This is a genomic window from Candidatus Palauibacter irciniicola (genome assembly GCF_965208695.1).
Taxonomy (GTDB): Bacteria; Gemmatimonadota; Gemmatimonadetes; order Palauibacterales; family Palauibacteraceae; genus Palauibacter; species Palauibacter irciniicola.
This window is the reverse complement of record NZ_OZ242352.1, coordinates 89,701-116,365: the sequence shown is the minus strand read 5'-3', so window position 1 is coordinate 116,365 and position 26,665 is coordinate 89,701. Positions and strand designations below refer to the sequence as shown.

Genomic DNA, 26,665 nt, shown 5'->3' with positions numbered 1-26,665 from the left:
GTTGAGAACACCATGACCACGGACACCCTCACCCCCCGACCGCCTCTCGGCTGCGCCGCCGTGATGCTCGGCCTCTTCCGGGCCGCGCTGCAGGAGCATCATCTGCCCGTCACCCATCAGCGGGAAGCGATCTCGCGCGTCCTGTTCGAGTCCGGGCAGCGGCTTTCGGCGGACGAGGTCGTGGAACGCCTGCGGAGCGACGGCGAACGCGCGGGGAAGGCGACCGTCTACCGCACCCTGAGCCTCCTGGTTCGCGTCGGCCTCGCCACGGAGCACGACTTCGACGAGGGCTTCAAGCGGTACGAGGCGAAGGTCGGCGGGGCGCATCAGGACCACCTCATCTGCACGGCGTGCGGTGACGTGGTCCAGTTCGATCGGGATGAACTCAACCGGCTCCAGACGGAGGTCGCCGGACAGTTCGGTTTCCACGTGCTGAAACGCCAACTCAAGCTGTACGGGCTCTGTGCCCGCTGCGAGGTCGAATCCGGCCAGGCGATTCGCCAGGTCAGCTAGCTGGGACAAGACACCAGGAGGTTCCGCTGAGTTCCGCCCATTCGAGACTTCTCAATCTGCTCGCCGAGCGCTCGTTCCGGCTCGGGGATTTCGTGCTCGCCTCCGGCGCCCGGAGCGACTACTACATCGACTGCCGGACCTCGACCATGCACGCGCACGGACAGGTGCTGATGGGCGAGGTCGGCCTCGCGGCCATCCGTGACGCCGGACTCCGGCCGGATGCGGTCGGCGGCCTCACGATGGGCGCGGACCCGCTGGCCTACGCCATCGCCGCCGCCAGTTGGCGCGCGGGGGATCCGATCCACGCGTTCTCGGTCCGCAAGCGCGCCAAGCGACACGGCAAGGGACAGCTGATCGAGGGCTGCTTCGAACCCGGCGCCCGGGTCGTCGTCGTGGAGGACGTGATCACGACCGGCGGATCCGCCTTCCAGGCCGTCGAGGCGGTGAATCGGGCCCGCGGCGAGGTGCTCGGGGTGCTCGGCCTCGTGGACCGCGAGGAGGGGGGAAGAGCCACGCTGGAGGGGGCCGGTCTGCAGACCATGGTACTTTACACTGCGAGCGATCTCAGGGCGGCTGTGGCCGCCAAGTCCGCCAAGGAGAGTGAGACGTGTCCGACAAGGATCTCCTGACATTCACGGACGCCGCCAGCGAGCGGATCCGAACGTTCATCGACGAGGACCCCGCGGAAGGTCTCGCGGTACGCGTCAGCGTCCAGAACGCGAGCCCCATCGCGCCGGAATACGAGATGGCGCTCATCGAACCTTTCGAGCGGGAAGCGGAGGACCAGTCGTTCGACGCCCCCGGCTTCGAGGTCGTCGTCGATTCGAAGAGCGCGGACATTCTCTCGGGAACCCGCATCGACTGGGTCGAGTCGCTCCAGGGCTCGGGCTTCCATTTCAACAACCCCAACATCCAGCCGCTCGGCTCCGCGCCGCTGGACGGACCCCTCGTCGACCGCGTGCGCCGCGTCATCGACGAGCAGATCAACCCGGGGGTGGCATCGCATGGCGGGACCGTGCGCCTCGTCGACATCCGCGACAACGTCGTCTACGTGACGATGGGGGGCGGCTGCCAGGGCTGCGGCATGGCCTCCGTGACGCTCACCCAGGGCATCAAGCAGATGATCCGGGACGCGGCGCCCGAGATTGTCGACGTGCAGGACGTGACGGACCACGCCGCCGGCAGCAACCCCTACTACGCCTAGCAGCCCGACGTCGTCGTCGGCTACTTCTTCCTGCGCGGCTTGAGAAAGACGTGCAGCACCGTCGCGACCACGGACATGACGAACGCGCCGCCGATGGCCGTGACGAGACCGGCGAGTTCGAACCCCGGGATCAGTGACGCCGCCAGGTAGAACATCAGGCCGTTGAGGACGAAGTAGAACAGTCCCAGCGTCAGGACCGTGATCGGGAAGGTCACAAGACGCAGGATCGGCCGGACCACCGCATTGATGAGGCCGATCGCGAGCGCCCCTCCGACGAGCGCTTCCGGACTGTCGACCCGGACCCCGGCGAGGAGCCGCGCCGTCGCGTACAGCGCCGCCGCGTTGACCAGCCAGCTCCGGATCAGACCCATCAATCGCCGCCCGCGGCGGGCGCCGTCAGAAGCCGGGCGTCAGGTTGAACTGCCAGAGCCAGCCCTTTCCGGGGCGGTCGAAGGGCCGGACGAAATTGATTTCCGCGATCATGAGGCCGAAGACGTTGACCCTCGTGAGGAAGCCCGCGCTCGACACCCAGGTCCGGTCCTCGAACGAGCAGTTTGCATCCGGGCAGTTCAGGGGCGTCTCGCCCGACCATGCCTTGCCCATGTCATAGAAGAGGCCGACCTCGACCGGCGGTACGCCCGGGGCCCGGACCACGCCGATCCCGCCCAGGAGGGGAAGCCGCAGTTCCAGGTTGCCCACCGCCACGCGGTTGCCGATGAGGTTCCCGATGAGAGGACAGCTGAAGAACCCGGCCTGGCCGCTCGCGACCGTGCACTCGGCGACATCGATGGACCGGTTGTCGTACCCGCGAATGAGGGATGGCACCCCGAGATAGAGTCGGCCCAGGCGGGGGTCGTCCGACCCGCCCCCCCAGCGGCCGAAGTGGAGGGCCCGTCCGGCGACCGTGAACGGCCCCGCGCGGACGTATCGGCGAACGTCCCCCGTCACCGTCAGGAAGTCCACCGTTCCGATGGCGGGCTCCACCTCCAGCCGGTAGCGCTGCCCGGCGATCGGGCTCGTGCCGCCGAAGATCGAACTGTCGTATACGAGCGCAGCGCTTGCGCTCGCGCTGTACAGCGACGCAAAGGCACAGGGCTGACTGTTGAACGTGAACGCCAGCACGTCTCCCGCGCAGTCCTGCAGATCCGTGACCTCGTTGACCAATGGCTGACCCGTGAAGGCGTCAAACGCGATTTCCTCGATCTCGCCGGAAAAGTCGATCTGGCGTGCCGAGGCGGAGAACTCGACGCGCGAGTTCCGGTTGAAGGGATAGGCGACGATCCCTGTCAACTCCCGGTTGATCTCGAACCAGCGGAAGTCCCGAATGATGTTCACGGCCCTGCCCCCGGCCAGAACCGGCTGGAACCCGATCTGGCGCGTGACGAACGGCACCTGCCCCCCGATGAAGGCCCAGTTCCAGCGACTGGACCGGTTCTCGTAGCCTGCGAGGGCCGCCGTGCCCTGAAGCAGATCCCCGAAGCTCGTGTTGACCTGGAGGATGGTCTGGAGGGTGCGGTTGCCGAGCAGGTCCGAGAAGAACATCGACGCGCCACCCGCGAAGAAGACCCCGAAGTCGCTCGCCCCGAAGGCGATGGTGGGCTGCGAGATGAAATCGAGGGACAGCGGGGACCGGAACTCGGCGTCCTCGAAGGTGATGGGGTCGGCCAGACCGAGGCGGGCGTTGTCGAGCAGTTCCGCGTGCGCGGTCGACAACCGCTCGCGCGGCGGGATGATCGAGGCGTCGACGCCCACGAGCATCTCGGGCGCCGGCACCCCGGCCAGGACGTCCGGGTCGTCGATCACGTAGATCTCGTAGCTGAACGGCCCGCCCTTGTTCACGCTGAACGCGACGTCGCCCGTGCCGCGGGCCACGGACACGGCCGGGCTGATGGCCGTGAGGCCGCTCACGCCGGTCCACAGGTCGGTGACCAGGTACCGCTCCCGCGTCTCGAGGTCGAGCCGGTAGAGATTGGCGATCCCGTCGTGGTCCGACACGAAGTACAGGCTCCGGCCGTCCGGGGACCACTGCGGATTGTAGTTCCGGAACTGGTCGTCGAAGCCCGGCAGCGGCTCAATGTCCCCGCTCTCCAGATCCAGCAGCGCGACCTGGTACGTCCCCGGGACGAGCAACTCCAGGTCGGTCGTGAAGCGGTCGGTCGCGAACGCCACCGACCGGCCGTCGGGCGACCAGGCGGGCTGGAGGTCGGCGTACGGGTCCTCCGTGAGCCGCCGGAGCTGCCCGGTTTCGATGTTGATCACGTACAGGTCCGTGAACCCTCCGGAGTGGCCGCTGAACGCGATGTGCGACCCGTCCGGCGACCAGCTCGGCGTGAAGATCGCGCCCAGCTGAAACCCCTCGATCGGGATCTCCCCGACGATGCTCCCGCTCTCGGCCTCCATGATCGTGAGCAGCGGATTCCCCGTCTTGATGCCGGCGACCGCGAAGAGCTGGCCGTTCGGATGCCAGTCCCCGGCCGAATGGATGAACTGGAGGCTCTCGAAGTGCGGGTCGACCGCGTTGTTCGTGAGGCGGCGCTTCACTTCTCCGGTGCGCGCGTCGGCCCCGAACATCTCGATGGAGAAGAGGTCGCTCTGCGAGACGTAGACCATGTCCAGGCCGTTGGGACTCAGCGCCGGGCCCAGGTGGAGCTTCCCCTCATCGGGCGGCTCGTAGACGACGCGGCGACCGTAGTCGTCCGGGGAGCGCGTCTCCTGACGCGCGTCCGCGAAATACGTCTCGAGTTCGTTCTTCCAGCGGTCCGAAAGCTCTCCGATCGGCACCTCGAGGACGGCTTCGATCGCCGCCAGCGCGTTCCCCGTGCGCGCGGCGAGGTTGAGAATCCGGCCGATCCGGTCGTCTCCGAACGCCCCGCCGATGTAGGACCAGAAGGCGTGGCCGTACCGGTACGGGAAGTACCGCCTGTCCGCGAGTTCCGGGATCGTCGGGAACCCGTCTTCCAGATCCAGGGCATCCCGCATCCACATCGTCGTGAACGGGTCGATGGGTCCGATCGAGAGGTACTCGGCCATGCCTTCGATGAACCACAGCGGGAGCCGGATCGCGCCGGGCACGTCCAGCCCGGGGCCCCCGGTCCCCTGCCCCGTCATGTCGAACTGGAAGGCGTGCACGAGTTCGTGGCCGAGCAGGTGATCGGTCTCGTGGAGCGACACCATCATCGGCATGACGAGCCGCCGCTTCAGGATCTCCGTGAAGCCCTGCGTGCCTTCGTCGATGAACTGGCCGGAGGTGTTCGTCTGCTCGAAGTCCGGATGGTCGGCGTAGAGGATGATCGGCTGGCGCTGGCGGAACTCGTGATTGAGCACCCGGGAGAGGCGGGCGTACCAGCGCTCCGCAAGGCGGCCGACCATCTGCGCGCCGGCCGCGCTTTCGTCGTAGTAGTAGATGTCGAAGTGCTGCGTCTTGAGCACCTCGAAGTCGAACGACTCGTAGACCACCTTGTTCCGGCCGAAATACCGGCCGGCCTGCCCCTCCAGCGCCTCGGCGGCGGGACCCGAGAAGACCGCGAGGGCGGCGAGCGCGACGAGCGCGTGAGTTCTGCGAAGCATACATCCTCCACCAGGAGACCGCTGCCTCCGGCCTTCCCGGGTTCCTGGACCCCGGGAGACCGTGCCGCCTCGCGGACGGCAAGCAGTCAGGGGGTGCCGAAAGCTACCCGAGGCACCCAACCTTCGCTATTCCGCACTAGCACGACTCAAGTGGGGGCGAGGTCACGGCCGTACCGGCAGGCGGCCTCCCCCGGCAGTCAGGGCTGCCAACCGTCAGCAGCGGCGCATGAACCCGCCCAGCGTGTCGCGCGCGCGGCCGGCGGCCGGCTCATCGGCGAAGGGGCCGGCCACGACGCGGTACATGTTTTCGTACGGCTCGATCGAGGCTTCGAACCCTCCCCGCACGACCTCCTGCCGCTTCGCCTCGGCGTTCCGGCGCTCCCGAAAGGAGGCGACCTGGACGACGACGCAGCCGCCGCGCGCGGAGACCGGGGTCGCCGTCCCGATGACGGTGATCCGGACGCGCGCCGTACCGGGCCCGATCATCTCGAGCTCCCTCGCCGCCCCCCGGGAAAGGTCCAGGATGCGGCCGGCTACGAACGGGCCGCGGTCGGTCACGTCGAGGTCGATGGAGCGCCCGTTGTCGAGGTTGTCTACCCGGATCCGGGTCCCGAACGGGATCGTCTGGTGGGCGGCGGAGATGGCATCCATGTCGTAGGTGTTGCCGGCCGCCGTGGTCCGACCGTGAAACGGCTCGCCGTACCACGAGGCGATGCCGGTCTGCGTCCAGCCGACGGCGTAGAGCGACGGGTCGGCGGACGGGGTCGGGTCGGCGGACGGCGTCGTCGCGAGGGGGACGGACCACACGCAGGCCTGGCCGGAGAGCGCGGCGGCCAGCGCCACGCCGAGCGCCCCGCGCCGGCTCAGAGCGGCCCTCGCTCCCACGGCCCCCAGATGGCGAACGTCTGGCCGAGATGCCCCGGGCCCATCGAGATCGTGTCTCCCTGGAGGTTGATGAACAGCGTCCGGCCATCCGGACTGAAGCAGGCGCCGGCGAACTCGCGCGCGTTCAGGAGATTCCGGGCGAAGGGGAAGATCTCCCCCGCGGGCGACAACCCCCGGAGGTGCGTCTCGCCCGAGTTGTCCTCGCAGATGAGGATCCCGCCGCGGGGACTCACCGTGAGGTTGTCCGGACCGGAGAGCACATCTTCCGACGGCGACTCGAAGACGAGCGCGAGCGCCTCTTCGTCCGGCACGTACCGCCAGACCTGGCCCAGTTGGGCGTCGCCACCGTTCGTCGCGTGGAAGTAGATGCTCCGGTCCGCGTGCCAGCAGCCCTCGAGCCGGGAGAACCGCGCCCCGCCAGCCTCGAATCCCTCCAGCCACACCGTGGTCGCGCTGCGCTCGGCTTCGGGGGGGTCGGGGTTCTCGATCGGCACCCATTCGACCCCGCGCCACTCGCCCGGCCGCTGGCCGGTGCGGAGATCCACCTGCGGCGCCCCCCGCACGGCGAGCATCTCCAGCACGCCGCCGTCCCGGAGAACGCCGGGCGTATGCGGCCGAAAGCGATAGAACCCGGAGCGGCGGTTGTAGTCCTCCGTCTCGTAGACGAACCCCGTCACCGGGTCCACCGCGACGGCCTCGTGCGTGAACCGTCCCATGTCCCGCAGCGGCTCGGCCCGGACCGGTTCGTCCGCGTCGGCGGGGACCTCGAACACGTACCCGTGCGGGAGGGTCCAGCCGCGACCCTGTCCAAACGTCGTTTCCTCGCACGTCAGCCAACTGCCCCAGGGCGTCGTCCCCCCCGCGCAGTTGATCATCGTCCCCCCCGCGCTCACGAAGTCGCGCACGAGGACCGCACGCCCATCCGCCTCGAGCCGGACCTCCAGCGTCGTCGTGCCGCCGCCCGCGAGCGGGTCGTATGCCAGTTCGGGGGACACGAGCGGGACCGCGACGCCGGGCGGGTCCTGATCCTCATGGTTTCGCACCAGGCGGACGACCTCGTCGCTCACCGGAAAGAGCCCCATTCCGTCGTGCGCGCGGGGCGTGGGCCGGCCATCGGACATCGGACGGCCCTCCACGCTGAGGAGGACGTAGGAAAACCCTTCGGGGAGGGCGAGTTCCGGACCCGCGGGGCGCAGAGGTCCATATGCGGCCGATCCGCGCGCCGTCCCGGGCGTGGACGCGGCCGCCGGCCGGGCACGCGCCGCGAGCCCCGCGAGCGAAGGCGCGAGCGCCGCGGTCCCGGCCCACCGTCCGGCGCGGCGCACGAAGTCTCGTCTATCCATATTGTTCAGCGGTTCCTCCGTGACGCCCGGGGCGGCACCCGCGGCATGTTGCGGAGTATCAGCGAATATCGGGGTCGCCGGCTTTCGGACCGGCCCCCGGATTCAACGCGAATCGGACGGGGAGTATTCTACCTGCGTGCGACGGCGGAGAGAACCATCGGAGAGGAGAGAGATCGACATGCGGCACCTGCTCTTGCGCCTTCCGGGGCCTGTCCTGTTTCTGGTCATCGCGAACTCGGCGGCGGCCCAGTCGTTCGCCGATTTCTGTCCGGGCGGCGACGAAGCGACGCAAGCGGCCGTCGTCGGCTACCTGACGGATCCCGAGGCGCAGACCGTCGTTCCCGGCGCGACCGTCGCCGCCAGCTGGGTGCAGGACAATGCCAGGCAGCGCATCGAAGTCCAGACCAACCTGGAAGGCCTCTACATCATGTGCGGTCTGCCGAAGGACATGGAGGTCTCGCTGCGGGCCCTCCTCGGCGACCGGCGCGGCGAGGCCGTCGCCTACGGGACGGCGGCGGCGCTCGCGCAGCAGGACCTGTTCATCTCGCTCACCGGCGAGCCCGACGTGAGGGAAGAGGTCGGATCGCTCGCGGGAGGGGGGAGCGGGGGCTCCGGGCGGGCGTTCAGCTCCGAGATCATTCGCGCCGACGATCTCCTCGACCTGCCCGAAATGAGCGTGTACGACCTCCTGCGGCGGCACCAGCTTCTGAGGTTCGAGCGCGTGAGCGGCGTGGGGGAGGTGATCCTGCTCATGGCCGCGACGTCGAGCGCCCGCGCCGGCTCGATGCAGTCGGTACAACTGAGGATCAACGAGCGGCGGGAACCCGACGCGATCGGGGCGATCCGCGACCTGTCGATCGATGACATCAGCCGGATCGAGATCCTGACGCGTACCGAGGCGTCCGCGCGCTACGGCGGAGACGGCTTCGTCGGCGCGATCGCCATTACGACGCGAGACCGCTAGCGACTCATCGCCGCCACCCTCGTGCGGCTCAGGGCACGAGCCGCACGAGATCCGTCCACGTCGTCCGCTCGATCTCGTCCACCGCCGCCGCGCGCGCCTCGATGCCGGCGGCGAGCCGCGCCAGCAGGTCGAGTTGTCCCTGCGTGGGCGGGCCATCTCCCATTGAAGCGAATCCCATCAGCCGCGCCAGCTTGCTGTCGATGCCGGTGGGGTTCGCGATGAGGTCCTGACCGGCGCGAGCCCGGTACTGCACGAGGCGTTCCTCGACGGGGTATAGTTCGCCGTTCAACTCCGAGAGCGCGGCCCGCAGGCGGTCTCCACCCCCGCCGCGCTCCACGGCCTGTTCGGCCCGGGTCCGCAGGTCGCGGATCCTCGCCACGAGTTCCATCGTCTCGGTCAGCCGGTCCCTCGCTTCGAGCAGGAACTCGAACTGTGCGCGCAGTTCGTCGTCCGTCACGTCCACCCTCGGGTCGCGTACGACCGTGAACGGCTGCGCAAGTGTACGGTCGCCGAGGTCGAGCTCGACGGTGTAGTCGCCGGGCGGCACGCGGGGACCCTGGGCGCTTCCCTGGAAGACGGCGTCGTCGAGCACGTCGGCCGGCTCGACGCGCAGGTCCCACACGAAGGTGTGCGCGCCGGCATCGGCGGATAGCCTCGCGCCCGCGCCGCCGAGGCCGAAGAAGTCCATCCCCGCCGACGCCGGCGCCGTTTCGCTCGAGAACTCGCGGATCAGCGCTTCTCCTTCGCGGACCCGCAGCGTCACTCCGCCCGGCACGGCTTCCGGCAGGTAGTACGGGATCACGACGCCGTCCGGCGGATTTGCGCCCGCGGGATCGCCCGCGCCCGGCCGACCCATGGTCGAGAACATGGCGGCGGGCGAGGCGCCCGGGTTGAAGCGGGTCGTGGCCGGCGGACGGAAGAGCCTCGGCTCGCGCGCCGATTCCCCGGCCGCGAGCTGATGGAGCAGGTCCACGTTGTCCAGCACCCAGAACGAGCGCCCGTGCGTCGCCGCCGCGAGATCCCCGTCCCGGAGCACGAGGTCGTGGATGGGGACGACCGGGAGGTTGAGGCTCAGCGGCTGCCAGGAGTCCCCGGCGTCGAACGAAACATGGACCGTGCGCTCAGTGCCGGCGTACAGGAGCCCGGCCCGGCCCGGATCCTCCCGGATCACGCGAGTGAAGTCGTTGTCCGGAATTCCCGTCACGATCCGGGTCCACGTCCCTCCGTAGTCGGTGGTCCGGTACAGATATGGCGCGTGGTCCGAGAGCTTGTACCGCGTCGCGGCGACGTATGCGGTCGCGGGATCGTGCAGCGACGGCTCGAGGATGGAGATCAGCGCGAACTCGGGCAGATCCGGGATCGTCACGTTCTCCCAGTTCGCGCCGCCGTCGCGCGACACGTGGATGTATCCGTCATCCGATCCTGCCCACAGGAGCCCCGGCTCGAGCGGCGACTCGGCGAACGCGAAGATCGTCGCGTACCACTCGGGACCGTAGGCCTCCCGCGTGATCGGCCCCCAGTATTCTCCCGTTTCCTCATCTTCGTACGCCGGTGTCGGCTCCAGCGTCCTCGGGTCGGCGCGCGTGAGGTCGGGGCTGATGACCTCCCAGCTGTGACCCTCGTCCGTCGTCCGGTGGACGTGCTGCGAGGTCACGTAGAGGATGTCCGGATCGTGGGGCGACGTCATCACCGGGTACGTCCACCAGAACCGGTAGTTGATGTCCGCGGAACCCCAGCCGTAGTGCGTCTCGGGGTTCGGGGAGATGTCCCGCACCTGCCGGTTGCGGTGGTCGTACCGGTACACCCAGTGATGATCCCCCGCGTAGACGATGTTCGGATCCTCGGTGTTCACGGCGATGTAGCCATCTTCGCCCCCACCCACCGTGTACCAGTCTTCGATGCTGATGCGGCCGAAGTCCGAGCGGACGGGGACGGAGATCGACGTGTTGTCCTGCTGGGAAGCGTAGAGCCGGTACGGAGTCTGGTGGTCGGCGGTCACGTGGTACATCTGCGCCGTCGCCTGGTTGAGAAGACTCGACCACGAGAGGCCGCCATCGAAACTCACCGAGGCGCCGCCGTCGCTCCCGTTGACCATCCGCCGGGGATTCGCGGGATCGATCCACAGGTCGTGGTGATCCGGGTGCGGCGTGAACACGCGCTCGAAGGTCTCGCCGCCGTCCGTCGACTTCCAGAGGAAGACGTTGAGGACGAAGACCGTGTTCTCGTCGCCGGGGTCCGCGACGATGTGGTGGTAGTACCACGGGCGCTGGAGGAGGTTGGCGTCCTCGTTCACGCGCGTCCACGTCTCACCCGCGTCGTCGGAGCGGAAGATCCCCTTCGCTCCGCGCGCCGCGTCGACGATCGCCCACAGACGACTTGAGTTCCGCGGCGAGACGGTGATGCCGATCTTTCCCTTGAGACCCGACGGGAGGCCGGGGTTGTCGGTCAGTTCGGTCCACGTGTCGCCGCCGTCCGTGCTCTTGAAGAGTCCGGTGCCGGGGCCCGCGCTGCGGAAGCCCCACGGGAAGCGCCTCAGTTCGAGAAGCGACGCGTACAGGATGTCGGGGTTCGCCGGATCGAGGACGAGATCGATCGCGCCCGAGTTCTCGTCCCGGTACAGGACCTTCTCCCAGGTCGCGCCGCCGTCGCGCGTGCGGTAGACGCCGCGCGCCTCGCTCGCACCCCATGAGTCGCCGAGCGCCGCCACCCAGGCGATGTCGGGGTTCGCCGGATGTATGCGCACGCGGGCGATCTGAAGCGTCTCCGCGAGCCCGAGGTGCCGCCAGCTCGCGCCCCCGTCGTCGGAGCGGTAGACGCCGTCGCCGTGCGAGGCGTTGCCGCGGAAGCACGTCTCGCCCATGCCGACGTAGACGATGTCGGGGTGGGAAGGGCTGACCTCGACGGCCCCGACGGAGCCCGTGCCGAAGTAGCCGTCGGAGACGTTCCGCCAGTTCGCCCCGCCGTCCCCGGTCTTCCAGACGCCGCCGCCGGCGGTGCCCTGGTAGAAGACGAGATCGTCCGTGGGGTGGCCAGCCACGCCGAGCACGCGGCCGCCGCGGGTGGGCCCGATCGAGCGCCATTCGAGGAGATCGAGCCATGCGTCGTCGACGGGCTGGGCGCGGGCGCCCGGGGAAGCGGAAGTGCCGAGCAGCGCCAGTGCGAGCAGGGTCCATACGATTCGGGTCGTCGGTCGGAGTCGGGCCATGCGGGATTCTGCCACGGGTTGCCGTATCCTTCGGGAGTCGTCCGGTGCGGCCGAGCATCGAATCTTGCGCTCCGCCCACGCGCCGTACAGCGCGGGGTGGGTGGGTGGCGCCGCCGCCCGGATCCGGTGCCGCATGTTGGCGCTCGGCCGGAGCGCGTGAGAACATGCGGGATGACCGACCGTTCGAACGGTGCGCGGTTCGCGCTCGGGACGCTGCTCCTCGCCGGTGCCGCGACGTACTCGGCCACCGCGCCCAGCGCCGCCGAGGCGCAGGCCGGACAGGCGGGGCGCACACCCCCGGACACTCTCGCTCGGGCGGCCCACGAGCGAGAGACGGCGGCCGTCGAGGTGCTTTCCCGCGCCGAGATTCTCGAGACCGGACAGGCGGAACTCGCTTCGGCCCTCAACGAACTCCTGCCGTCCGCCTACTTCCCGCGCCGGCAGGTCGCGGACCTCACGTCGGGCGTCCGGCCCTTCCAGCTGCGCGGGCTGTCGCCGGACCACACGCTCGTCCTCGTGAACGGGAAGCGCCGCCACGCCACGGCGGTAGTGCACACGCTGGGCGCCGGCGCCTTTACGGGAGCGAGCGGCGTGGACATGAACGCCTTCCCGCTGCAGGCGATCGACCGGGTGGAGGTCGCGCGCGGCGGGGGCACGACGCGGCACGGCGCCGACGCGATCGCCGGGGTCATCGACCTGCGCCTCCGGAACGCGGTCTCGGCGCCGGAGTTCATCGCCTCCGTCGGCCACCACTTCCCGGACGAATGGGATGACGACGGGCTTCGCTACGACTTCTCCGGGAACTGGGGGCTGGGCGTCGGCCGCGGCGGCGTCCTGAACCTCACCGGCGCGTTCAGCCGGCGGGAGCCGACGAACCGCGCGGGGGCCGACGGCCGCGACCAGATCCTGCCGGGGGACGCGGACTTCGTCGACCGGGGCGTCGTCATCCTCAAGCACAACGAGGTGGCGCAGCCGAACCACCTGTGGGGAGACGGCGAGTCCTCGAACTTCATGGTGTTCGCCAACTTCGAACTCCCCCTCGCGGCGGCGGGCGACGGCCCCGGCGGCGCGGAGCTCTACGCCTTCGGAGGCTACACCCGGCGCCGGGACCGGCACGCCGGCTTCTTCGTGCGCTCGATGGACGACCGCAACTGGCCGCGGATCCATCCGCTCGGCTTTCTGCCGCGCTTCGACGCAGACACGCGGGACGTGTCTCTCGTCACCGGCTTCCGGCGGGGCTCCGAGGCAGACGCGGGGGCCGGCTGGAGTTGGGACCTGAGCGCCCAGTACGGCTCGAACCGGGTCGACCACGACCTGTTCGACACGCTCAACCCGTCGCTCGGGCCCTGCCTCGAATCGGCGTGCGCGCCCGGCGCGGACGGAATCCCCGGGACCGCGGACGATCCGGGGATTCCGAACCGGACCCGGTTCTCCACGGGCGCGCTCGAGAACCACCAGTTGCTCGCGAACGCGGACATCGGGCGCCGGATCGAGACGGGACTCGGCGCGGGGCCGGCAAGGGTCGCCCTCGGGGCGACGTTCCGCCTCGACAGCTACCGCATCCTGGCGGGGGAACCCGCGTCGAGGGTGGACGGCTTCCACCCGACCCAGAGCGGCGGCATCGCGCCGGCGGGCTCTCAGCGCTTCACGGGCTTCCGGCCGGAGGAGACCGGGATCTGGCACCGGTCGAGCTTCAGCCTCCACGGCCAGATCGACGCGCCGCTCCTGCGGCCGCTCCTGCTCTCGGCGACGGGACGCTACGAGCGCTTCAGCGACGTCGGCGGCGCGGTCAGCGGGAAGCTGGGGCTGCGCCTGGCCCTCTCCGACGCCGCCGCCTTCCGGGCAAGCGCGTCCACGGGATTCCGGCCGCCCGCGCTGAGCCAGTCGCACTACGGACACGTCTCGGCGGGGCGTCGCGAAGACCCGGACGAGCCGGGCGCGATCGCCGGGTTCGAGGCGGGCATGTATCCGGTGGACGCTCCGGAGGCCGGGGCGGTCGGCGCTTCGCCCCTCCGAGGCGAGACGTCGCGCTCCCTCAGCGCGGGGTTCGTGGTCGCGCCGGTCGACGATCTGCACTTCACGGTCGACGGCTACGCGACGGACGTCGACGACGCGATCCTCCTCTCCAACCCGCTCGCGGAAGGCGCCAGCGGCCTGGTCGATCACCTGCTGGCGGGCTTCGCCGCGGAATCGGTCCGTTTCTTCGCCAACGCGATCGACCTGCGCTCGTACGGCATCGACGCGACGCTCACGTGGGGGCGGCGGCTCGGGGACGCCTCACGCCTCGAACTCGGGGCCTCGGCGGGCTGGGGGCAGGTGCGCGGGCGCTGCCCGGAGGGCGATATCGCGGCCTGCGCGAAGGAGAACGAGGCGCTGCGGGACGAATCGTTCAGAATCTACGACGGATTCGACGTCTACTTCCTCGAGGAGGGGCGCCCGGACTGGCGCGGCAGGTTCGGGACGAGGTTCACGAGCGGCGCGTTCGAGTTCGGCCTCGGGGCGAACGTCTACGGGGCGCAGGAGGAACTGCGCGCGCTCGGCGTGGGAGAGCACCCCCACCGGATCCGGCTCCTCGAGCCGAAGGTCACCTTCGATGCGGGAGTCCACGTCGACCTGGCGGGAGCGTGGCGCCTCACGTTCGGCGGCGAGAACCTCTTCGATGCCTTCCCGACGCGGGTGGACGCGTTCGGAGGGATCTTCCCCTACCGCTCGTTCTCGGCGATGGGGTTCAACGGCCGCTACCTGTACGCGCGCCTGCAGATCTCCTAGCTAGCCGGGCCGACCCGGGGCTGGGTCAGGGCTGGCTCCCGGAGTCCGGCCAGGGAGGGCCCTGCTCGGGCGACACGCGGCCCATGCCCATGTACACGAACTTCTGGATGCGCTTCCCGTCGTACGTCTCGGTCGTGTAGACGTTGCCCCTCGAGTCGGTCGCGACGCTGTGGACGCCGATGAACTGTCCCGGCTGGCGGCCTCCGTCGCCGAACATCGTCAGCACCTCGAGCGAGGCCCGGTCCATGACGTAGACGCGGTGGTTCGATCCGTCGGCGACGTACATGTACCGCTGTTCGGGATCGCGCGAGAACGCGAGGTCCCAGGTCGAACCCGCGCCCAGCGTGCGCGGCGCAATCATCGCTTCGTCGACGAACGTCCCGTCACGCTGGAAGACCTGGATCCGGTCGCTGGCGCGGTCGCAGACGTAGATCAGGCCGTCAAGCGAGGGGTCGGCGCAGTGCACCGGCGTCCGGAACTGCGGGGAGGGGGGCGCGTCCGGGTCGTAGAGGGGCGGCGGGGTGTCGTCCGGCGCGTTGCCGTACGCGCCCCAGTAGCGCTTGAAGGCGCCCGTCGACGCATCGAGCACCGCCACGCGGCGCCCGCCGTAGCCATCGGCGACGTACGCCTCGTTGGCCTCGGCGTCGAAGGCGACCTTCGCCACGCGATTGAAGCGGGTTTCGCTGTGGCTGTCGGGCTCCTGCCCCAGGGCCGGCTGCCCGTAGGAAGCGAGGAACTCGCCGTCGCGCGAGAACTTGAGGATGTGCGAGTCGCTCGCCCCGTTTCCGCCGATCCAGACGTTGTCCATGTGGTCGACGGTGATCCCGTGGTTCGACTCGGGCCACACGTAGTCGTCGGAAGGACCTCCCCACGAGTTCACGAGATTGCCCTCGGGATCGAACACGAGCACTTCCGGGGCCGCCCGGCAGCACTCGCTGGTCGGCGGATCCGCGTCGAGTCCCAGTTCCGTTCCGGGGTTGATGGAGGCGCGGCGATGGATGATGAAGACGTGGTCGCGGGAGTCCACGCCGACCCCGACGGTGGAACCGAGAAGCCAGTGTTCCGGCAGCGGCTTGGGCCAGAACGGATCCACCTCGAACATCGGCGCCTCGACGCCCTGTCCCGTCGCGTCGGCCGAGCCCGCGTCGTCCATCGCGGCCTGCCCGCAGGCGAGCGCAATGACGGCGCCGGCCGCCACACCGCCGATGAGGGTTCGCCGCCTCACTGGTCGCCGCGCGGCCAGGGCGGTCCCTGGTGCTCGGCCGGTACCGGGCCCATGCCCATGTACACGAACTTCTGGACGCGCTTCCCCTCGTAGGTCTCCGTCGTGTAGATGTTGCCGTTCGAGTCCGTCGCGATGCTGTGGACGGCGAAGAACTGGCCCGGCTGCCGGCCGCCGTCGCCGAAGCTGGTCAGGATCTCGAGCGAGGCGCGGTCCATGATGTAGACCCGCATGTTCTTGCCGTCGGCGACGTACATGTACTTCTGGTCCGCGTCGCGCGAGAAGGCGACGTCCCACGTCGACCCGTCGCCCAGAGTGCGCGGCGCGATCCGAACCTCATCGACGTACGTGCCGTCCGTCTGGAAGACCTGGATGCGGTCGTTGGGGCGATCGCACACGTATACGAGGCCATCGAGCGAAGGCTCCGCGCAGTGCACGGGCGTGCGGAACTGCTCGATGAGGGGCGCGTCGGGATCGTAGGGCGGCGTCCGCGTGTCGTCGGGCGCGTTGCCGTAGGCGCCCCAGTAGCGCTTGAAGGCGCCGGTCGACGCGTCCAGCACCGCGACGCGGCGACCGCCGTAGCCGTCCGCCAGGTAGGCCTCGTTGGCCGCGGCGTCGAACGCGAGCTTGGCGACCCGGTTGAAGCGCGTCTCGCTGTGGCTGTCGGGCTCCGGTCCCGCCTCCGGCTCGCCGTAGGAGGCGAGGAACTCGCCGTCGCGCGAGAACTTCAGGATGTGCGTGTCGTTGGGCCCGTTCCCGCCGATCCACAGGTTGTCCATGTGGTCGACCGTGATCCCGTGGTTGGAGCCGGGCCACACGTAATCCTCGGAGGGGCCGCCCCAGGCGTTGACGAGGTTTCCTTCGGGGTCGAACTCGAGCACGGGGGGCGCCGCGCGGCAGCACTCGCCGATCGGCGGGTCGGCGTCGGCCCCGCCCTCGGTGCGCTCGGTGAGGTTGCCCCGGTGCACGATGAAGACGTGGTCGCGCGAGTCGACGCCCACGCCGATCGCCGAGCCGAGCACCCAGTGGTCCGGCAGCGGTTTCGGCCAGAACGGGTCCACCTCGAACATCGGCGCCTCGACGCCCTGTCCCTCGCTCGCCTGGGCCCCGTCGTCCATGGCCGCCTGGCCGCACGCCAGCGCGAGGGCGATGCCCGCGACCACGCCGAAGATGAGGGTTCGCCGCTTTCCGTTCATGGCCGTCTCTCCTTGCGGATCCTGAGTCGCTCCCGGGTCGCCCGATTCCGACGCTTGCCGATCGATTCACGCTACCGATGCCGTCCGCGTTCGTCCAGAGATCGGCCGGGGTCGACGGCGCGCGCCGGCCGCGCCATCGTGACGGGATGAAACAACGAGGTAAGACGCGCGGTCCGACCCGGCGCACCGCGACCCTGATGGGGTGCGTGCTTGCGCTCTACGGTCTGACGAGTCTGGCCGGGGCGGCGCGGGCGGCGCCGGATCCGGCGACCGAGGCGGTCGCTGCCGTGCCGCACGAGATTCCGGCGGACGTCACGGTGCAGGCCTTCGTCACGCCGGAGGGTTCCCGCCTCCGCTTCCTCGTGCGGGCGCCGCTCGAGGCGATGCGGGACATCGAGTTCCCCCAGTACGGACTCGGGTATCTGGACCTGGAGGCGGCGGACCCGTTCCTCCGCGACGCCGCGCAACTCTGGCTCGCCGACTACGTGACGTTCTACGAGGAGGACCGGCGCCTGGCCGCGCCCCGCATCGTGGCGACGCGGGTCTCGCTCCCCTCAGACCGGTCCTTCGCCAGCTACGAGACGGCGCTGGCGCACTTCGACGACCCGCCGCTCGACCCCGGACTCCAACTTCCGTGGCGGCAGGCGCTGCTCGACGTGCTGCTCGAATACGACATCGAGTCGGACGAGTCCCGCTTCTCCATCGACCCCGGCTTCGCGCACCTCGGCCTGCGCACCGTCACCGTGCTGCGCCTGCGGCCGCCGGACCGGCCGGAGCGCGCCTTCCAGTACGTCGGCGATCCGGGGCTCGTGCGGCTCGACCCCCGCTGGCACCAGGCGGCGCTGCGCTTCGTGTCGCTCGGCTTCACCCACATCCTCGACGGGATCGACCACCTCCTCTTCCTCCTCTGTCTCGTCATCCCGCTGCGGACGCTGTGGGGCCTCGTGCCCGTCATCACCTCCTTCACCATCGCCCACTCGATCACGCTCATCGCCTCCGCCTTCGGCATCGCGCCGCGGGCGCTCTGGTTCCCGCCGCTGATCGAGACCCTCATCGCGCTCTCGATCGTCTACATGGCGCTCGAGAACATCGTCGGGGCGAAACCCCGGAAACGCTGGCTGCTCGCGTTCGGGTTCGGACTCGTACACGGGTTCGGCTTCTCGTTCGCGCTCAGCGAGTCGCTGCAGTTCGCGGGCGGACACCTGCTCGCCTCCCTGCTCGCCTTCAACGTGGGCGTGGAACTGGGACAACTCGTCGTCGTCGCGGTCGCCGTGCCGGTGGTCGAAGTGCTGTTCCGCAAGGTGGTGGCGGAGCGCATGGGGACGATCATCGGGTCGGCGTTGCTCGCGCACACGGGCTGGCACTGGATGACGGACCGGGGCTCCGACCTGCTGGCCTACCGCTTCGCGTGGCCCGCCTTCGACGGAGCGCTGGCCGCCGCGCTCATGCGCTGGGGGGCGCTGGCGCTCATCGTCGTAGGCGCGGCGTGGGCGATCAGCGGACCCTTCGGCCGGCTGGCGGCGAAAGCGAAGGGCGGCGGCCGGGCCGCCCTGCCGGAGTAGCCCCTTCCGGCCCGCCCGCTTGCCCGTTTTGCCGGTGACGTCCCATCGTTTTTGTTCCGACAACGATGCGGACGGCGCGGACCGGAAGCACAGGAGGACGGATGCAAGGCACCAGGCGAATCGGACTTATCGCGATGCTCGGGCTTACGGCGGTCGCCTCGGGCGCCGGCGCGCTCGCGGCGCAGTTGACGGCGCCGAACCCGTACAGGGCCATGGACGGCTGGGGGCAGCTTCCCGACGGACGGTCGTGGGGCGCGACCAGCGCCGTCTACCCGGCCCCGGACGGGGAGCACATCTGGGTGGGCGAGCGGTGCGGCGCGAACCTGTGCGTCGAGAGCGACGTCGACCCGATCCTGCTCTTCGACACCGAGGGGAATGTCGTGCGCAGCTTCGGCTCGGGACTCATCGCGTGGCCGCACGGAATGTTCGTCGAGGAGGACGGCAGCGTGTGGGTGGCCGACGCGGTGGGATACGCGCCGGTACCGGAGGGCTGGGGACACGTCGTCTACAAGTTCAGCCCGGAAGGCGAGGTCCTGATGGTGCTGGGCGAGAAGGGCGTCGCGGGGGACGGCGCGAGCCACTTCAACAAGCCGTCGGACATCCTCATCGCGCCGGACGGCAGCATTTTCGTTGCGGACGGGCACGACGCGGGCGGCAACAACCGCATCGTGAAGTTCGCGCCCGATGGCACCTTCCTCATGGAGTGGGGGCGCGCGGGCACGGCGAACGGTGAGTTCCGCGACCCGCACGCGCTCGCCATGGACTCGCAGGGCCGACTCTTCGTCGGCGACCGCGGCAACAGCCGCGTCCAGGTCTTCGACCAGGAGGGGAACCACCTCGAGACGTGGCACCAGTTCGGACGTCCGAGCGGGCTGTTCATCGACGAGGAGGATGTCCTCTACTCGACGGACTCCGAGTCGAACGCGCGCCGCAACAAGGGGTGGCTCCGCGGCATCTACATCGGCGACGCGGCGACCGGCTGGGTGACGACCTTCATCCCGGATCCGGAGCCCAATCAGGACGCGTCCGGCACGAGCGGCGCCGAGGGGATCGCGGTCGACGCGCACGGCAACCTCTACGGGGCCGAGGTCGGACCCCGACAGATGAGAAAATACATTCGCCGTTAGCGGAGGGCGTTAGCGAAGTCGGCAGCAACCAGCACGGGAGTCGAAGATGAGACGCACGATCGGTTTCATGGCCCTTCTGTTCGCGTTCGGCGCGAGCGGGGCGGCGGCGCAGGACGGGAACATCAGCTTCTTCATCACCAGTTCGAATCCGGGAGACGGCGCGGATCTCGGCGGTCTCGAGGGCGCGGACGCCTACTGCGAGACGCTGGCCGAGGCGGCGGGGCTGCCCGACCGCATGTGGCGGGCCTACCTCAGCACGACGGGCACGGGCGGCGTGAACGCGCGCGAACGGATCGGAGACGGGCCGTGGTTCAACCACGCGGGCACGATGATCGCCCGGGATGTCGCGCACCTGCACAGCAACGGCCCGAACCTGACCAAGGCGACGATCCTCACGGAGAACGGCGATGAGGTGAACGGCCGCGGCGACCAGCCGAACCAGCACGACATCCTCACCGGGACCCTGATGAACGGCATGGCCTCGGGCGCGGACGGCGACACGACGTGCAGCAACTGGACGTCGAACGGCGAGGGCAGCGCGCTCGTCGGGCACCACGACCGCACAGGTGGCGGACAGAACCCCACCTCGTGGAACGAGGCGCACGGGTCGCGGGGCTGCAGTCTCGAGGATCTGCGCGGGACGGGCGGCGACGGGCGCTTCTACTGCTTCGCCACGGACGGACCGGGCGGCGCAGGCGCGTTCGCGCTGCGCCAGCGGGCGAACTGAGCCGGCCGCACCGACACGTCTACGATGTCCTGATCGTCGGCGGCGGGCCGGCGGGCTGCGCCGCCGCGGCGTCGCTGGCGCGGCGCGGGCACGATGTCGCGCTGATCACGCGGCCGGCCCCGCCGGCGAAATGGCTCGCCGAGTCCATCCCCAACTCGGCGCGCAAGCTCCTCGAACGCGTCGGAGCGCTGGACGCCCTGGATGCGGCGGGCCTCGTGCCGAACGAGGGCAACACCGTGTGGTGGGCCGGCGAGCCGCGGCGCGACGAACGGTTCGGGGAGCCCGAGCGCGGTTTCCATGCGGACCGGGCGGCGCTCGAGACCGCCTTCCACGGGGTGGCGCGCGAGGCGGGCGCGCGCCTGGTGACGGACGGGCCGGTGATCGAGACGGCCGTCGAGCCCGATGGCTGGCGCGTGGCCACCTCGGCCGCGCGCTACCGGGGGCGCTGGGTGCTCGACGCCTCCGGCCGGGCCGGGGTGCTCGCCCGGCGCGGGCGCCGGACGCGCGAGCGCGGGATCGCCACGCTCGCGCTCGTCGGCCGCTGGACCCCGGATCGCGGCCACGCTCCGCCGGACCCCGGCTGTACGCTGATCGAGAGCTATCGGGACGGGTGGGCCTGGTCGGTGCCGACCTCGCCGCGTACCCGCTGCGTCACGGCGATGGTCGACCCGCGCCGCACGCACCTGGCGCGCGAGCAGGGCCTCGACGGCATGTGGCGCGCCGAACTGGCCAAGGCGGCGCGGCTCGGCCGGCGCCTCGAAGAGGGCCGGCTCGAAGGGCCCGTGCGGGCATGTCCCGCGTCGCTCTACGGCGCGACCTCGCATGGCCGGCCGGGCCTGCTTCTCGTCGGCGATGCCGGCTCCTTCATCGACCCCCTCTCCTCGTACGGCGTCAAGAAGGCGCTCGCCTCCGCCTGGCTCGCCGCGATCGTGACGCATACGGGGCTCGAGGACGACGCCATGGCCGGACCCGCCTGCGAGTTGTACGACGACCGGGAACGGGAGGTGTACCGCACCTATCGGGCCCTGTCCGTCCCCTTCCTGGAGCAGGCCGCCGCCGTGAACGACCATGCGTTCTGGGACGTTCGCCTGGCTGCGGCCCGGAAAGCAGGCGCCGACATCCCGGGGGCCGCCCCCGTGACCGGAACGCCCGCGGTATCGGAACCGGGAGACCGTTCGCTCGCAGAACGCCGGGCCGACGCCTTCCTGGCGCGCCCCGAGGTCCGGACGGCGTGGGAGACGATCCGCTCGCTGCCGGCCGTGCGGCTCCACCCGGCGCCGGGACTATCGAGCGTGCGCCGCCCCGCCGTCGTCGACGACCGGATCGCCCTCGAGGCTCGCCTCATCTCCGACCGGCTTCCTGACGGCGCGCGCTACGTACGCAACGTCGACCTCCGTCGGCTCACGGAGATCGCGCCGGACTCCGATCAGGTCCCCGACCTGTTCGAGGCGTACAACCGGCGCGGGACGGCCGTGCCGCTGCCGGACTTTCTGGCCGCCCTCTCGTTCGCGGTGGGCGCAGGCTTCCTCGAGCTGGCGGACTCGTGACGGTCGGCCGCGAGGCGCGCGGACGACCCTCTTCGGGGTGGCGCGATCATGGCAATTGGCGCACAATTGACCGGTTCGGAATGGAGGATGAATGAGACGCGAAGCGACTACGCGACGGGCACTTGACCGACTGCCGGCGGCCGGATTGGCCGTCGGCGCGCTGGTTTTTCTCGGCGCCCGCGCGCTTCCTCCGGTCCCGGGCATGCCCCCGGCCCCGACCGCCGACCTCGATTCGGCCCCGCTCGCCAGCGCCGCCGGAGTTCCGGCGCAGGTCGAAGACGACGGCTATCCGATCGACCACGAGATCATCATCCGCCGCTGCCAACGCTGTCACGAGCGCGATGACGAGGGGCGGATGACCCGGATCTCCTACGAGCGGAAGACGCCGGAGGGGTGGCAGACGTCGGTCCGCCGGATGGTGGCGCTCAACGACGTCGCCCTCGGCCCGGACGAGGCGCGCGAGGTCGTGCGCTACCTCTCCAACCGGCAGGGTCTCGCCCCGGAGGAACTCGAGCCCGGCCGCTTCGAGGTCGAGCGCCGTCTGATCGAACACGTCTACGAGGCGGACCGCGACGTCGAGAACACCTGCATCCAGTGCCACAGCATGGGCCGGGTCATCACCCAGCGGCGCACGCGCGAGGAGTGGGAACTCCTCATGGCGACGCACCGCGGACTCTACCCGCTCGTCGACTTTCAGGGGTTCCAGCGCGGGGGCGACGGACCTCAGCCGGTGGACGAGGCGATCGACCACCTCTCCGAGGTCTTCCCCCTCGAGACACCCGAATGGTCCGCGTGGTCGGCCTCGATGCGCACGCCGCGCCTCGCCGGCACCTGGGCGCTGGCGGGGTTCGAGCCCGGGAAGGGCCGGATCTTCGGCACGGTGGAGATCTCCGCCGGAGACGCGCCCGACGAGTTCCGCTCCCGCGCCTCGTACACCTACGCGGAGTCGGGACAGGAGGTGAGCCGCAGCGGGCAGTCCATCGTCTATACCGGCTATCAGTGGCGGGGACGATCGAATCCCGGCGGAGCGGACGAGTTGAGGGAAGTCATGACGGTGGACCGCGGCTGGCAGCAGATGACGGGCCGCTGGTTCTCGGGCGCCTACGACGAGTTCGGCCCGGACGTGACGCTCACCCGCGCGAGCGGCGGCCCCGTCGTGTCGGGCGTGCATCCCCCGGCGGTCCGCGCCGGCGCCACGTCCGCGGAAGTCCGGGTGCACGGGCTCAACCTGCCGGCGAGTCCCGACGCGGCGGACTTCGATTTCGGACCGGGCGTCCGGGTCGAATCCGCGGAGGGCGGCGATGGGAGCCGGGTCACCCTCCGCGTCTCGGTCGACGAGGGTGCGGCGGTCGGCGGACGCGACCTCTTCGTGGGCGGCGTGAGCCTGGCGGACGCGATCCAGGTCCATGACGGCGTGGACCGCCTCGAGGTGACGCCGCGCGCGGGCATGGCCCGGATCGGCGGCGCCGCCTTCCCGAAGGGGTATCAGCCCTACGACGCGATCGGGTGGGACGACGGCCCCGACGGCGAGCCGAACACGGAGGACGACCTCCGGCTCGGGCGGGTGCCGGTGACCTGGAGCATGGAGGAGTACACGGCCACCTTCGACGACGACGACATCCAGTACGTCGGCGCGCTGGGGCCGGACGGGATCTTCACCCCCGCCGTCGACGGTCCGAACGCCAACCGCAAGGGCAACCGGAACAACATCGGCGACGTGTGGGTCGTCGCGACCCATGACTCGCCGGCGGCCGGCGGCGGCAGCCTCCGCGCCCGCGCCCACCTCATCGTCACGGTGCCGCTGTATCTCAAGTTCGACCCGTGGCAGGGCGTTCCGGCGGGAAGGCTGGTGCCATGATCAAACCGGTCGGCCAACTGGCGCTGCGCGAATTCCACGCCTTCGAGGCGGCGGGCGAGCGGTTCCTCTATCTCGTCCCCTCGGCCGGCATCTTCCGGATCGATGCGGCGTCCTCGGCGATCCTCGATCTGCTCAGCTACGGGCCGCGCGCGCCGGGCGAGGTCGTGAACTCGCTCTCGGACCGGTACTCCGCCGACCGCGTGCACGACGGGTTGCGGGAACTCCGGCAGATCCGCGCCATCGGGGACGCGGGGGCCCCCGCCGAACAGGTCGTGAACGACCTGCCGCCCGACGGCTTCCCGCTCACGACGATGGTCCTCAACGTCACGAACAAGTGCAACCTCGCCTGCACGTACTGCTACGAGTACGGCGAGGACAAGATCGTCGACACCACCTGCACGGACGACCCGAAGTTCATGGGGGACGAGACCGCGCGGGAGAGCGTGGAGTTCCTGCTCAAGGAGTCCGGCCCCATCGAGGTCGCGCACCTCACCTTCTTCGGCGGCGAGACGCTGCTCAACTTCCCCGTGCTCCAGGACACGGTGGCCTACGCCCGCCGCCGCGCCGAGGAGGAGGGGAAGCGGATCGAGTTCAGCCTCACGACGAACGCGACGCTGCTCCGCCCCGACATCATCGAGTGGCTGGCGGACAACGAGATCGGCGTGACCGTCTCCATCGACGGACCGAAGGAGATGCAGGACCGCATGCGGGTCTTCCACAGCGGCAAGGGCTCCTACGAGACGGTCAAGCCCCGGATCAAGGCACTGCTCAAGCGGCACAAGTCCCGTCCGATCGGCGCCCGCGTCACGCTCACGCGCGAGAACCTCGACATCCATCGCATCTACCGTCACCTGACGGAGGAGATGGGGTTCTGGGAGGTGGGCTTCGCCCCGGTCACGACCTCCTCCGGGCGCGACTACGAGATCGAAGACGAGGGATACGACCGCATGCTGCGTCAGTTCGGGGAGTTGGCGCGCGACTGGCTGGATCACGCGGTGGAGAACCGGCACCACGGCTTCTCGAACGTGAAGGACACGCTGGAGGAGATCCACAAGGGCGTGAGCAAGGCGTATCCGTGCGGGGCCGGGCTCGGACTGATGGGCGTGACGACGGGAGGCGACGTCTCCCTCTGCCACCGCTTCGCCTACTCGAACGACCACAGCTTCGGAACCGTGGCGGAGGGGATCGACCGCGAGCGGCAGAAGGATTTCCTCGAGGATCACCACATCAAGAACAAGACGGACTGCCATACCTGCTGGGCCCGTCCGATCTGCTCGGGCGGCTGCTATCACGAAGCGCACACGAGACACGGCGAGACGACCGCGCCCAACCTGCACTTCTGCACCTGGGTGCGGACGTGGACGCACACGTGTCTGGAGATCTACGGAGAGTTGTCGGAACGGAACCCGGAGTACCTGGCCCGCTTCGACCATTGACGCGGCCGGGCGCGGGCCCGGCCGACCTTCGCATGCGAGGGGGGAAGCCTTGAAACACTTGAAGCCGATCAACCAGAAGGCCGGCCGCATCGAGGCGCAGGTGGCCCGCGAAGAGATGGACGTCGTGGGCCTGGAGAGCCGGCCGGAGGGGCCGCACATTCCGCTGGGCTGCTCGCTCGTGTTCTCGCCCGGCTGGGAGGTGGATTCGACCGGCGGCACCGCCGGGCTGTGCCAGCCGGTGGAACGGGACCTGTTCGACTGCCACCTCGCCTGCTTCTGGCCGGCGCACGTGCCCGACCAGCTCAATCACTCGCCGGACTGGACGTCGCAGTGCGCGTCGGCCCAGAAGGACTGGCGGAAGCTGGACCTCGTCTTCCCGTGAGCCGCCGGATGCGGGGCATCGCCGCGGTCGTCGCGTTCGTCTGCGCCCTCGCCGGGGTTCGGGCGGTGGAGGCGCAGGGGAACGGCCGAAACGCCCACTGGTACATGGGCAACTACAGCAATGAAGTCATCGTCTGGGACGAGGCCACCGAGGAGGTCGTGGACCGGATTCCGGTCAAGCGTGCGATCTCCCTTCGTCTCGGCGTCTCCGAGGACCGGTCGCGGCTCTACGTGATGGACCCGTTCTTCGAGACGATCGAGATCATCGCGCTCCCCTCCAAGGAGTCCATCGGGGAGTTCACCCTGAGCGAGGACGCCACGCGGACGTGGATCCGTTCCTTCGAGGTGCATCCGAGCCAGGAGTGGATGGCGATGTTCGTGCAGAGCCGCACGAAGCTCGCGGACCGGTACCGGATCGACGAGCCGACCATCCTGCGCTTCGACCTCACGACGTACGAGGTGACCGACACGATCCCGTGGCCGGACGACGAGTCGCGCCGCTCCGCCAACTTCCGCTTCTCTCCGGACGGCGACCTCCTGTACATGTTCACGGACGATCTCATCGCGCTCGACTCCGAGACGTTCGAGGAGGTGGACCGCTGGGATATCACGGAGCCGCTGGAGCCGGGACTGGGCGAGATGAGGCTTCCCTTCGGCCGGAGCCCCTACCAGGAGGAGGATGGCGTCTACACGGGCCTCTTCCGCATGACGGACCCGCTCCAGAACCGCCGTCTCATGGGGATCGCGACCGTGGACCTGGCGGGGCAGGACGTGGAGTTCCACCCCATCGGCCCCGATGAGGGCGTGTCGTTCGTGCTCTCTCCGGACGGGACGAAGGGATACGGACTCAAGTCCGAGATCGGGCACTACGAGATGTGGAAGTTCGATCTCGAGGGCCGGCGGGTGGCCGGGCGCACGACGTTCGCGGGGCGGCCGCGGATGGCGCTGATGCCGAGCGCCGACGGCACGAAGCTCTACATCTACAACGCCGGCAGCACGATCGACATCTACGACGAGGAGACGTTCGAGTTCCTGCGGACGGTCACGCTGGACGCGGACATGACGAGCGTCGTCGTGGTGCCCGATCCGGGCTGATTCCGGCAGCGATCCGGCGCCCGATCCCGTGAGGTCCGGGTGATCCGGGACCCGCACCTTCGCC

General features: G+C 69.9%; 20 protein-coding genes. 13 read left to right on the top strand and 7 right to left on the bottom strand.

What is annotated here, in order from left to right; all coding sequences use genetic code 11:
• Positions 1-12 precede the first annotated feature (12 nt).
• Genes ACOGI9_RS00500 through ACOGI9_RS00490 form a run of 3 tightly spaced genes read left to right on the top strand, consistent with a single transcriptional unit; the run spans position 13 to position 1,717 of the window.
• Positions 13-513, top strand: a complete 501-nt coding sequence (locus tag ACOGI9_RS00500) for a Fur family transcriptional regulator (RefSeq protein ID WP_419857963.1) — start codon at positions 13-15, stop codon at positions 511-513.
• Positions 483-1,142 (top strand): orotate phosphoribosyltransferase, encoded by a 660-nt coding sequence (pyrE, locus tag ACOGI9_RS00495; RefSeq protein WP_419859304.1) that lies wholly within the window; start codon positions 483-485, stop codon positions 1,140-1,142. Before ACOGI9_RS00500 ends, pyrE begins: the two co-directional genes overlap by 31 nt.
• Positions 1,121-1,717 (top strand): iron-sulfur cluster assembly accessory protein, encoded by a 597-nt coding sequence (locus tag ACOGI9_RS00490; protein ID WP_419857962.1) that lies wholly within the window; start codon positions 1,121-1,123, stop codon positions 1,715-1,717. The genes pyrE and ACOGI9_RS00490 overlap by 22 nt, the downstream gene beginning before the upstream one ends.
• A gap of 20 nt (positions 1,718-1,737) precedes the next feature.
• Here the strand turns inward: ACOGI9_RS00490 and ACOGI9_RS00485 are convergent, their stop codons facing one another.
• The 4 genes from ACOGI9_RS00485 to ACOGI9_RS00470 all read right to left on the bottom strand — a co-directional run bounded on the left by ACOGI9_RS00485 (position 1,738) and on the right by ACOGI9_RS00470 (position 7,512).
• Entirely contained in the window at positions 1,738-2,088 is a 351-nt protein-coding gene (locus ACOGI9_RS00485; RefSeq protein ID WP_419857961.1) for a phage holin family protein, read from the bottom strand.
• A 25-nt stretch (positions 2,089-2,113) separates the two neighbouring features.
• Positions 2,114-5,284 (bottom strand): peptidase S9, encoded by a 3,171-nt coding sequence (locus ACOGI9_RS00480; RefSeq protein ID WP_419857960.1) that lies wholly within the window; start codon positions 5,282-5,284, stop codon positions 2,114-2,116.
• A gap of 213 nt (positions 5,285-5,497) precedes the next feature.
• On the bottom strand, positions 5,498-6,169 hold the full coding sequence (locus ACOGI9_RS00475) for a septal ring lytic transglycosylase RlpA family protein (protein WP_419857959.1): 672 nt from the start codon (positions 6,167-6,169) through the stop codon (positions 5,498-5,500).
• Positions 6,148-7,512 carry an alkaline phosphatase PhoX gene (locus ACOGI9_RS00470; RefSeq protein ID WP_419857958.1) on the bottom strand — a complete coding sequence of 455 codons (1,365 nt, stop codon included), beginning with the start codon at positions 7,510-7,512 and terminating at the stop codon, positions 6,148-6,150. The genes ACOGI9_RS00475 and ACOGI9_RS00470 overlap by 22 nt, the downstream gene beginning before the upstream one ends.
• Positions 7,513-7,690: 178 nt before the next feature.
• Between ACOGI9_RS00470 and ACOGI9_RS00465 the strand changes: the two genes are divergently transcribed.
• Entirely contained in the window at positions 7,691-8,476 is a 786-nt protein-coding gene (locus ACOGI9_RS00465; protein ID WP_419857957.1) for a TonB-dependent receptor, read from the top strand.
• A 28-nt stretch (positions 8,477-8,504) separates the two neighbouring features.
• Here the strand turns inward: ACOGI9_RS00465 and ACOGI9_RS00460 are convergent, their stop codons facing one another.
• Positions 8,505-11,696 carry a WD40/YVTN/BNR-like repeat-containing protein gene (locus ACOGI9_RS00460; protein WP_419857956.1) on the bottom strand — a complete coding sequence of 1,064 codons (3,192 nt, stop codon included), beginning with the start codon at positions 11,694-11,696 and terminating at the stop codon, positions 8,505-8,507.
• Positions 11,697-11,852: 156 nt separating this feature from the next.
• Here ACOGI9_RS00460 and ACOGI9_RS00455 point away from each other — a divergent pair, with 156 nt between their 5' ends.
• The gene (locus tag ACOGI9_RS00455) at positions 11,853-14,450 is read left to right on the top strand and encodes a TonB-dependent receptor plug domain-containing protein (protein ID WP_419857955.1); all 2,598 of its coding nucleotides are present in this window, start codon (positions 11,853-11,855) and stop codon (positions 14,448-14,450) included.
• A 25-nt stretch (positions 14,451-14,475) separates the two neighbouring features.
• Here ACOGI9_RS00455 and ACOGI9_RS00450 read toward each other — a convergent pair whose 3' ends face one another.
• Positions 14,476-15,675, bottom strand: coding sequence for a hypothetical protein (locus ACOGI9_RS00450; protein WP_419857954.1), 1,200 nt, complete (start codon positions 15,673-15,675; stop codon positions 14,476-14,478).
• Complete coding sequence (locus ACOGI9_RS00445) at positions 15,672-16,868, bottom strand: hypothetical protein (protein WP_419857953.1); 1,197 nt, start codon at positions 16,866-16,868, stop codon at positions 15,672-15,674. Before ACOGI9_RS00445 ends, ACOGI9_RS00450 begins: the two co-directional genes overlap by 4 nt.
• A 146-nt stretch (positions 16,869-17,014) precedes the next feature.
• Here ACOGI9_RS00445 and ACOGI9_RS00440 point away from each other — a divergent pair, with 146 nt between their 5' ends.
• The 8 genes from ACOGI9_RS00440 to ACOGI9_RS00405 all read left to right on the top strand — a co-directional run bounded on the left by ACOGI9_RS00440 (position 17,015) and on the right by ACOGI9_RS00405 (position 26,601).
• A complete protein-coding gene (locus tag ACOGI9_RS00440; RefSeq protein WP_419857952.1) occupies positions 17,015-18,430 on the top strand; it encodes a HupE/UreJ family protein in 1,416 nt (471 codons plus the stop codon).
• A gap of 101 nt (positions 18,431-18,531) precedes the next feature.
• Positions 18,532-19,557, top strand: a complete 1,026-nt coding sequence (locus tag ACOGI9_RS00435; RefSeq protein ID WP_419857951.1) for a peptidyl-alpha-hydroxyglycine alpha-amidating lyase family protein — start codon at positions 18,532-18,534, stop codon at positions 19,555-19,557.
• 46 nt (positions 19,558-19,603) lie between these two features.
• The gene (locus ACOGI9_RS00430; protein ID WP_419857950.1) at positions 19,604-20,284 is read left to right on the top strand and encodes a hypothetical protein; all 681 of its coding nucleotides are present in this window, start codon (positions 19,604-19,606) and stop codon (positions 20,282-20,284) included.
• Complete coding sequence (locus ACOGI9_RS00425) at positions 20,173-21,831, top strand: NAD(P)/FAD-dependent oxidoreductase (protein ID WP_419859303.1); 1,659 nt, start codon at positions 20,173-20,175, stop codon at positions 21,829-21,831. The genes ACOGI9_RS00430 and ACOGI9_RS00425 overlap by 112 nt, the downstream gene beginning before the upstream one ends.
• 91 nt (positions 21,832-21,922) lie before the next feature.
• Positions 21,923-23,689: a quinohemoprotein amine dehydrogenase subunit alpha gene (gene peaA, locus ACOGI9_RS00420; RefSeq protein ID WP_419857949.1), complete on the top strand. Its 1,767-nt coding sequence runs from the start codon at positions 21,923-21,925 to the stop codon at positions 23,687-23,689.
• Positions 23,686-25,125, top strand: a complete 1,440-nt coding sequence (gene peaB, locus ACOGI9_RS00415; RefSeq protein WP_419857948.1) for a quinohemoprotein amine dehydrogenase maturation protein — start codon at positions 23,686-23,688, stop codon at positions 25,123-25,125. The genes peaA and peaB overlap by 4 nt, the downstream gene beginning before the upstream one ends.
• Positions 25,126-25,183: 58 nt before the next feature.
• Positions 25,184-25,507 carry a quinohemoprotein amine dehydrogenase subunit gamma gene (gene qhpC / locus ACOGI9_RS00410; RefSeq protein ID WP_419857947.1) on the top strand — a complete coding sequence of 108 codons (324 nt, stop codon included), beginning with the start codon at positions 25,184-25,186 and terminating at the stop codon, positions 25,505-25,507.
• 8 nt (positions 25,508-25,515) lie between these two features.
• Complete coding sequence (locus ACOGI9_RS00405; protein WP_419857946.1) at positions 25,516-26,601, top strand: hypothetical protein; 1,086 nt, start codon at positions 25,516-25,518, stop codon at positions 26,599-26,601.
• Positions 26,602-26,665: the final 64 nt, after the last annotated feature.

Coding starts and splice junctions, on each gene's coding strand:
- ACOGI9_RS00500 (WP_419857963.1), top strand. CDS start 13: ATGACCACGGACACCCTCACCCCCCGACCGCCTCTCGGCTGCGCCGCC.
- ACOGI9_RS00485 (WP_419857961.1), bottom strand. CDS start 2,088: ATGGGTCTGATCCGGAGCTGGCTGGTCAACGCGGCGGCGCTGTACGCG.
- ACOGI9_RS00480 (WP_419857960.1), bottom strand. CDS start 5,284: ATGCTTCGCAGAACTCACGCGCTCGTCGCGCTCGCCGCCCTCGCGGTC.
- ACOGI9_RS00470 (WP_419857958.1), bottom strand. CDS start 7,512: ATGGATAGACGAGACTTCGTGCGCCGCGCCGGACGGTGGGCCGGGACC.
- ACOGI9_RS00465 (WP_419857957.1), top strand. CDS start 7,691: ATGCGGCACCTGCTCTTGCGCCTTCCGGGGCCTGTCCTGTTTCTGGTC.
- ACOGI9_RS00455 (WP_419857955.1), top strand. CDS start 11,853: ATGACCGACCGTTCGAACGGTGCGCGGTTCGCGCTCGGGACGCTGCTC.
- ACOGI9_RS00445 (WP_419857953.1), bottom strand. CDS start 16,868: ATGAACGGAAAGCGGCGAACCCTCATCTTCGGCGTGGTCGCGGGCATC.
- ACOGI9_RS00440 (WP_419857952.1), top strand. CDS start 17,015: ATGAAACAACGAGGTAAGACGCGCGGTCCGACCCGGCGCACCGCGACC.
- ACOGI9_RS00435 (WP_419857951.1), top strand. CDS start 18,532: ATGCAAGGCACCAGGCGAATCGGACTTATCGCGATGCTCGGGCTTACG.
- ACOGI9_RS00430 (WP_419857950.1), top strand. CDS start 19,604: ATGAGACGCACGATCGGTTTCATGGCCCTTCTGTTCGCGTTCGGCGCG.
- peaA (WP_419857949.1), top strand. CDS start 21,923: ATGAGACGCGAAGCGACTACGCGACGGGCACTTGACCGACTGCCGGCG.
- peaB (WP_419857948.1), top strand. CDS start 23,686: ATGATCAAACCGGTCGGCCAACTGGCGCTGCGCGAATTCCACGCCTTC.
- ACOGI9_RS00405 (WP_419857946.1), top strand. CDS start 25,516: ATGCGGGGCATCGCCGCGGTCGTCGCGTTCGTCTGCGCCCTCGCCGGG.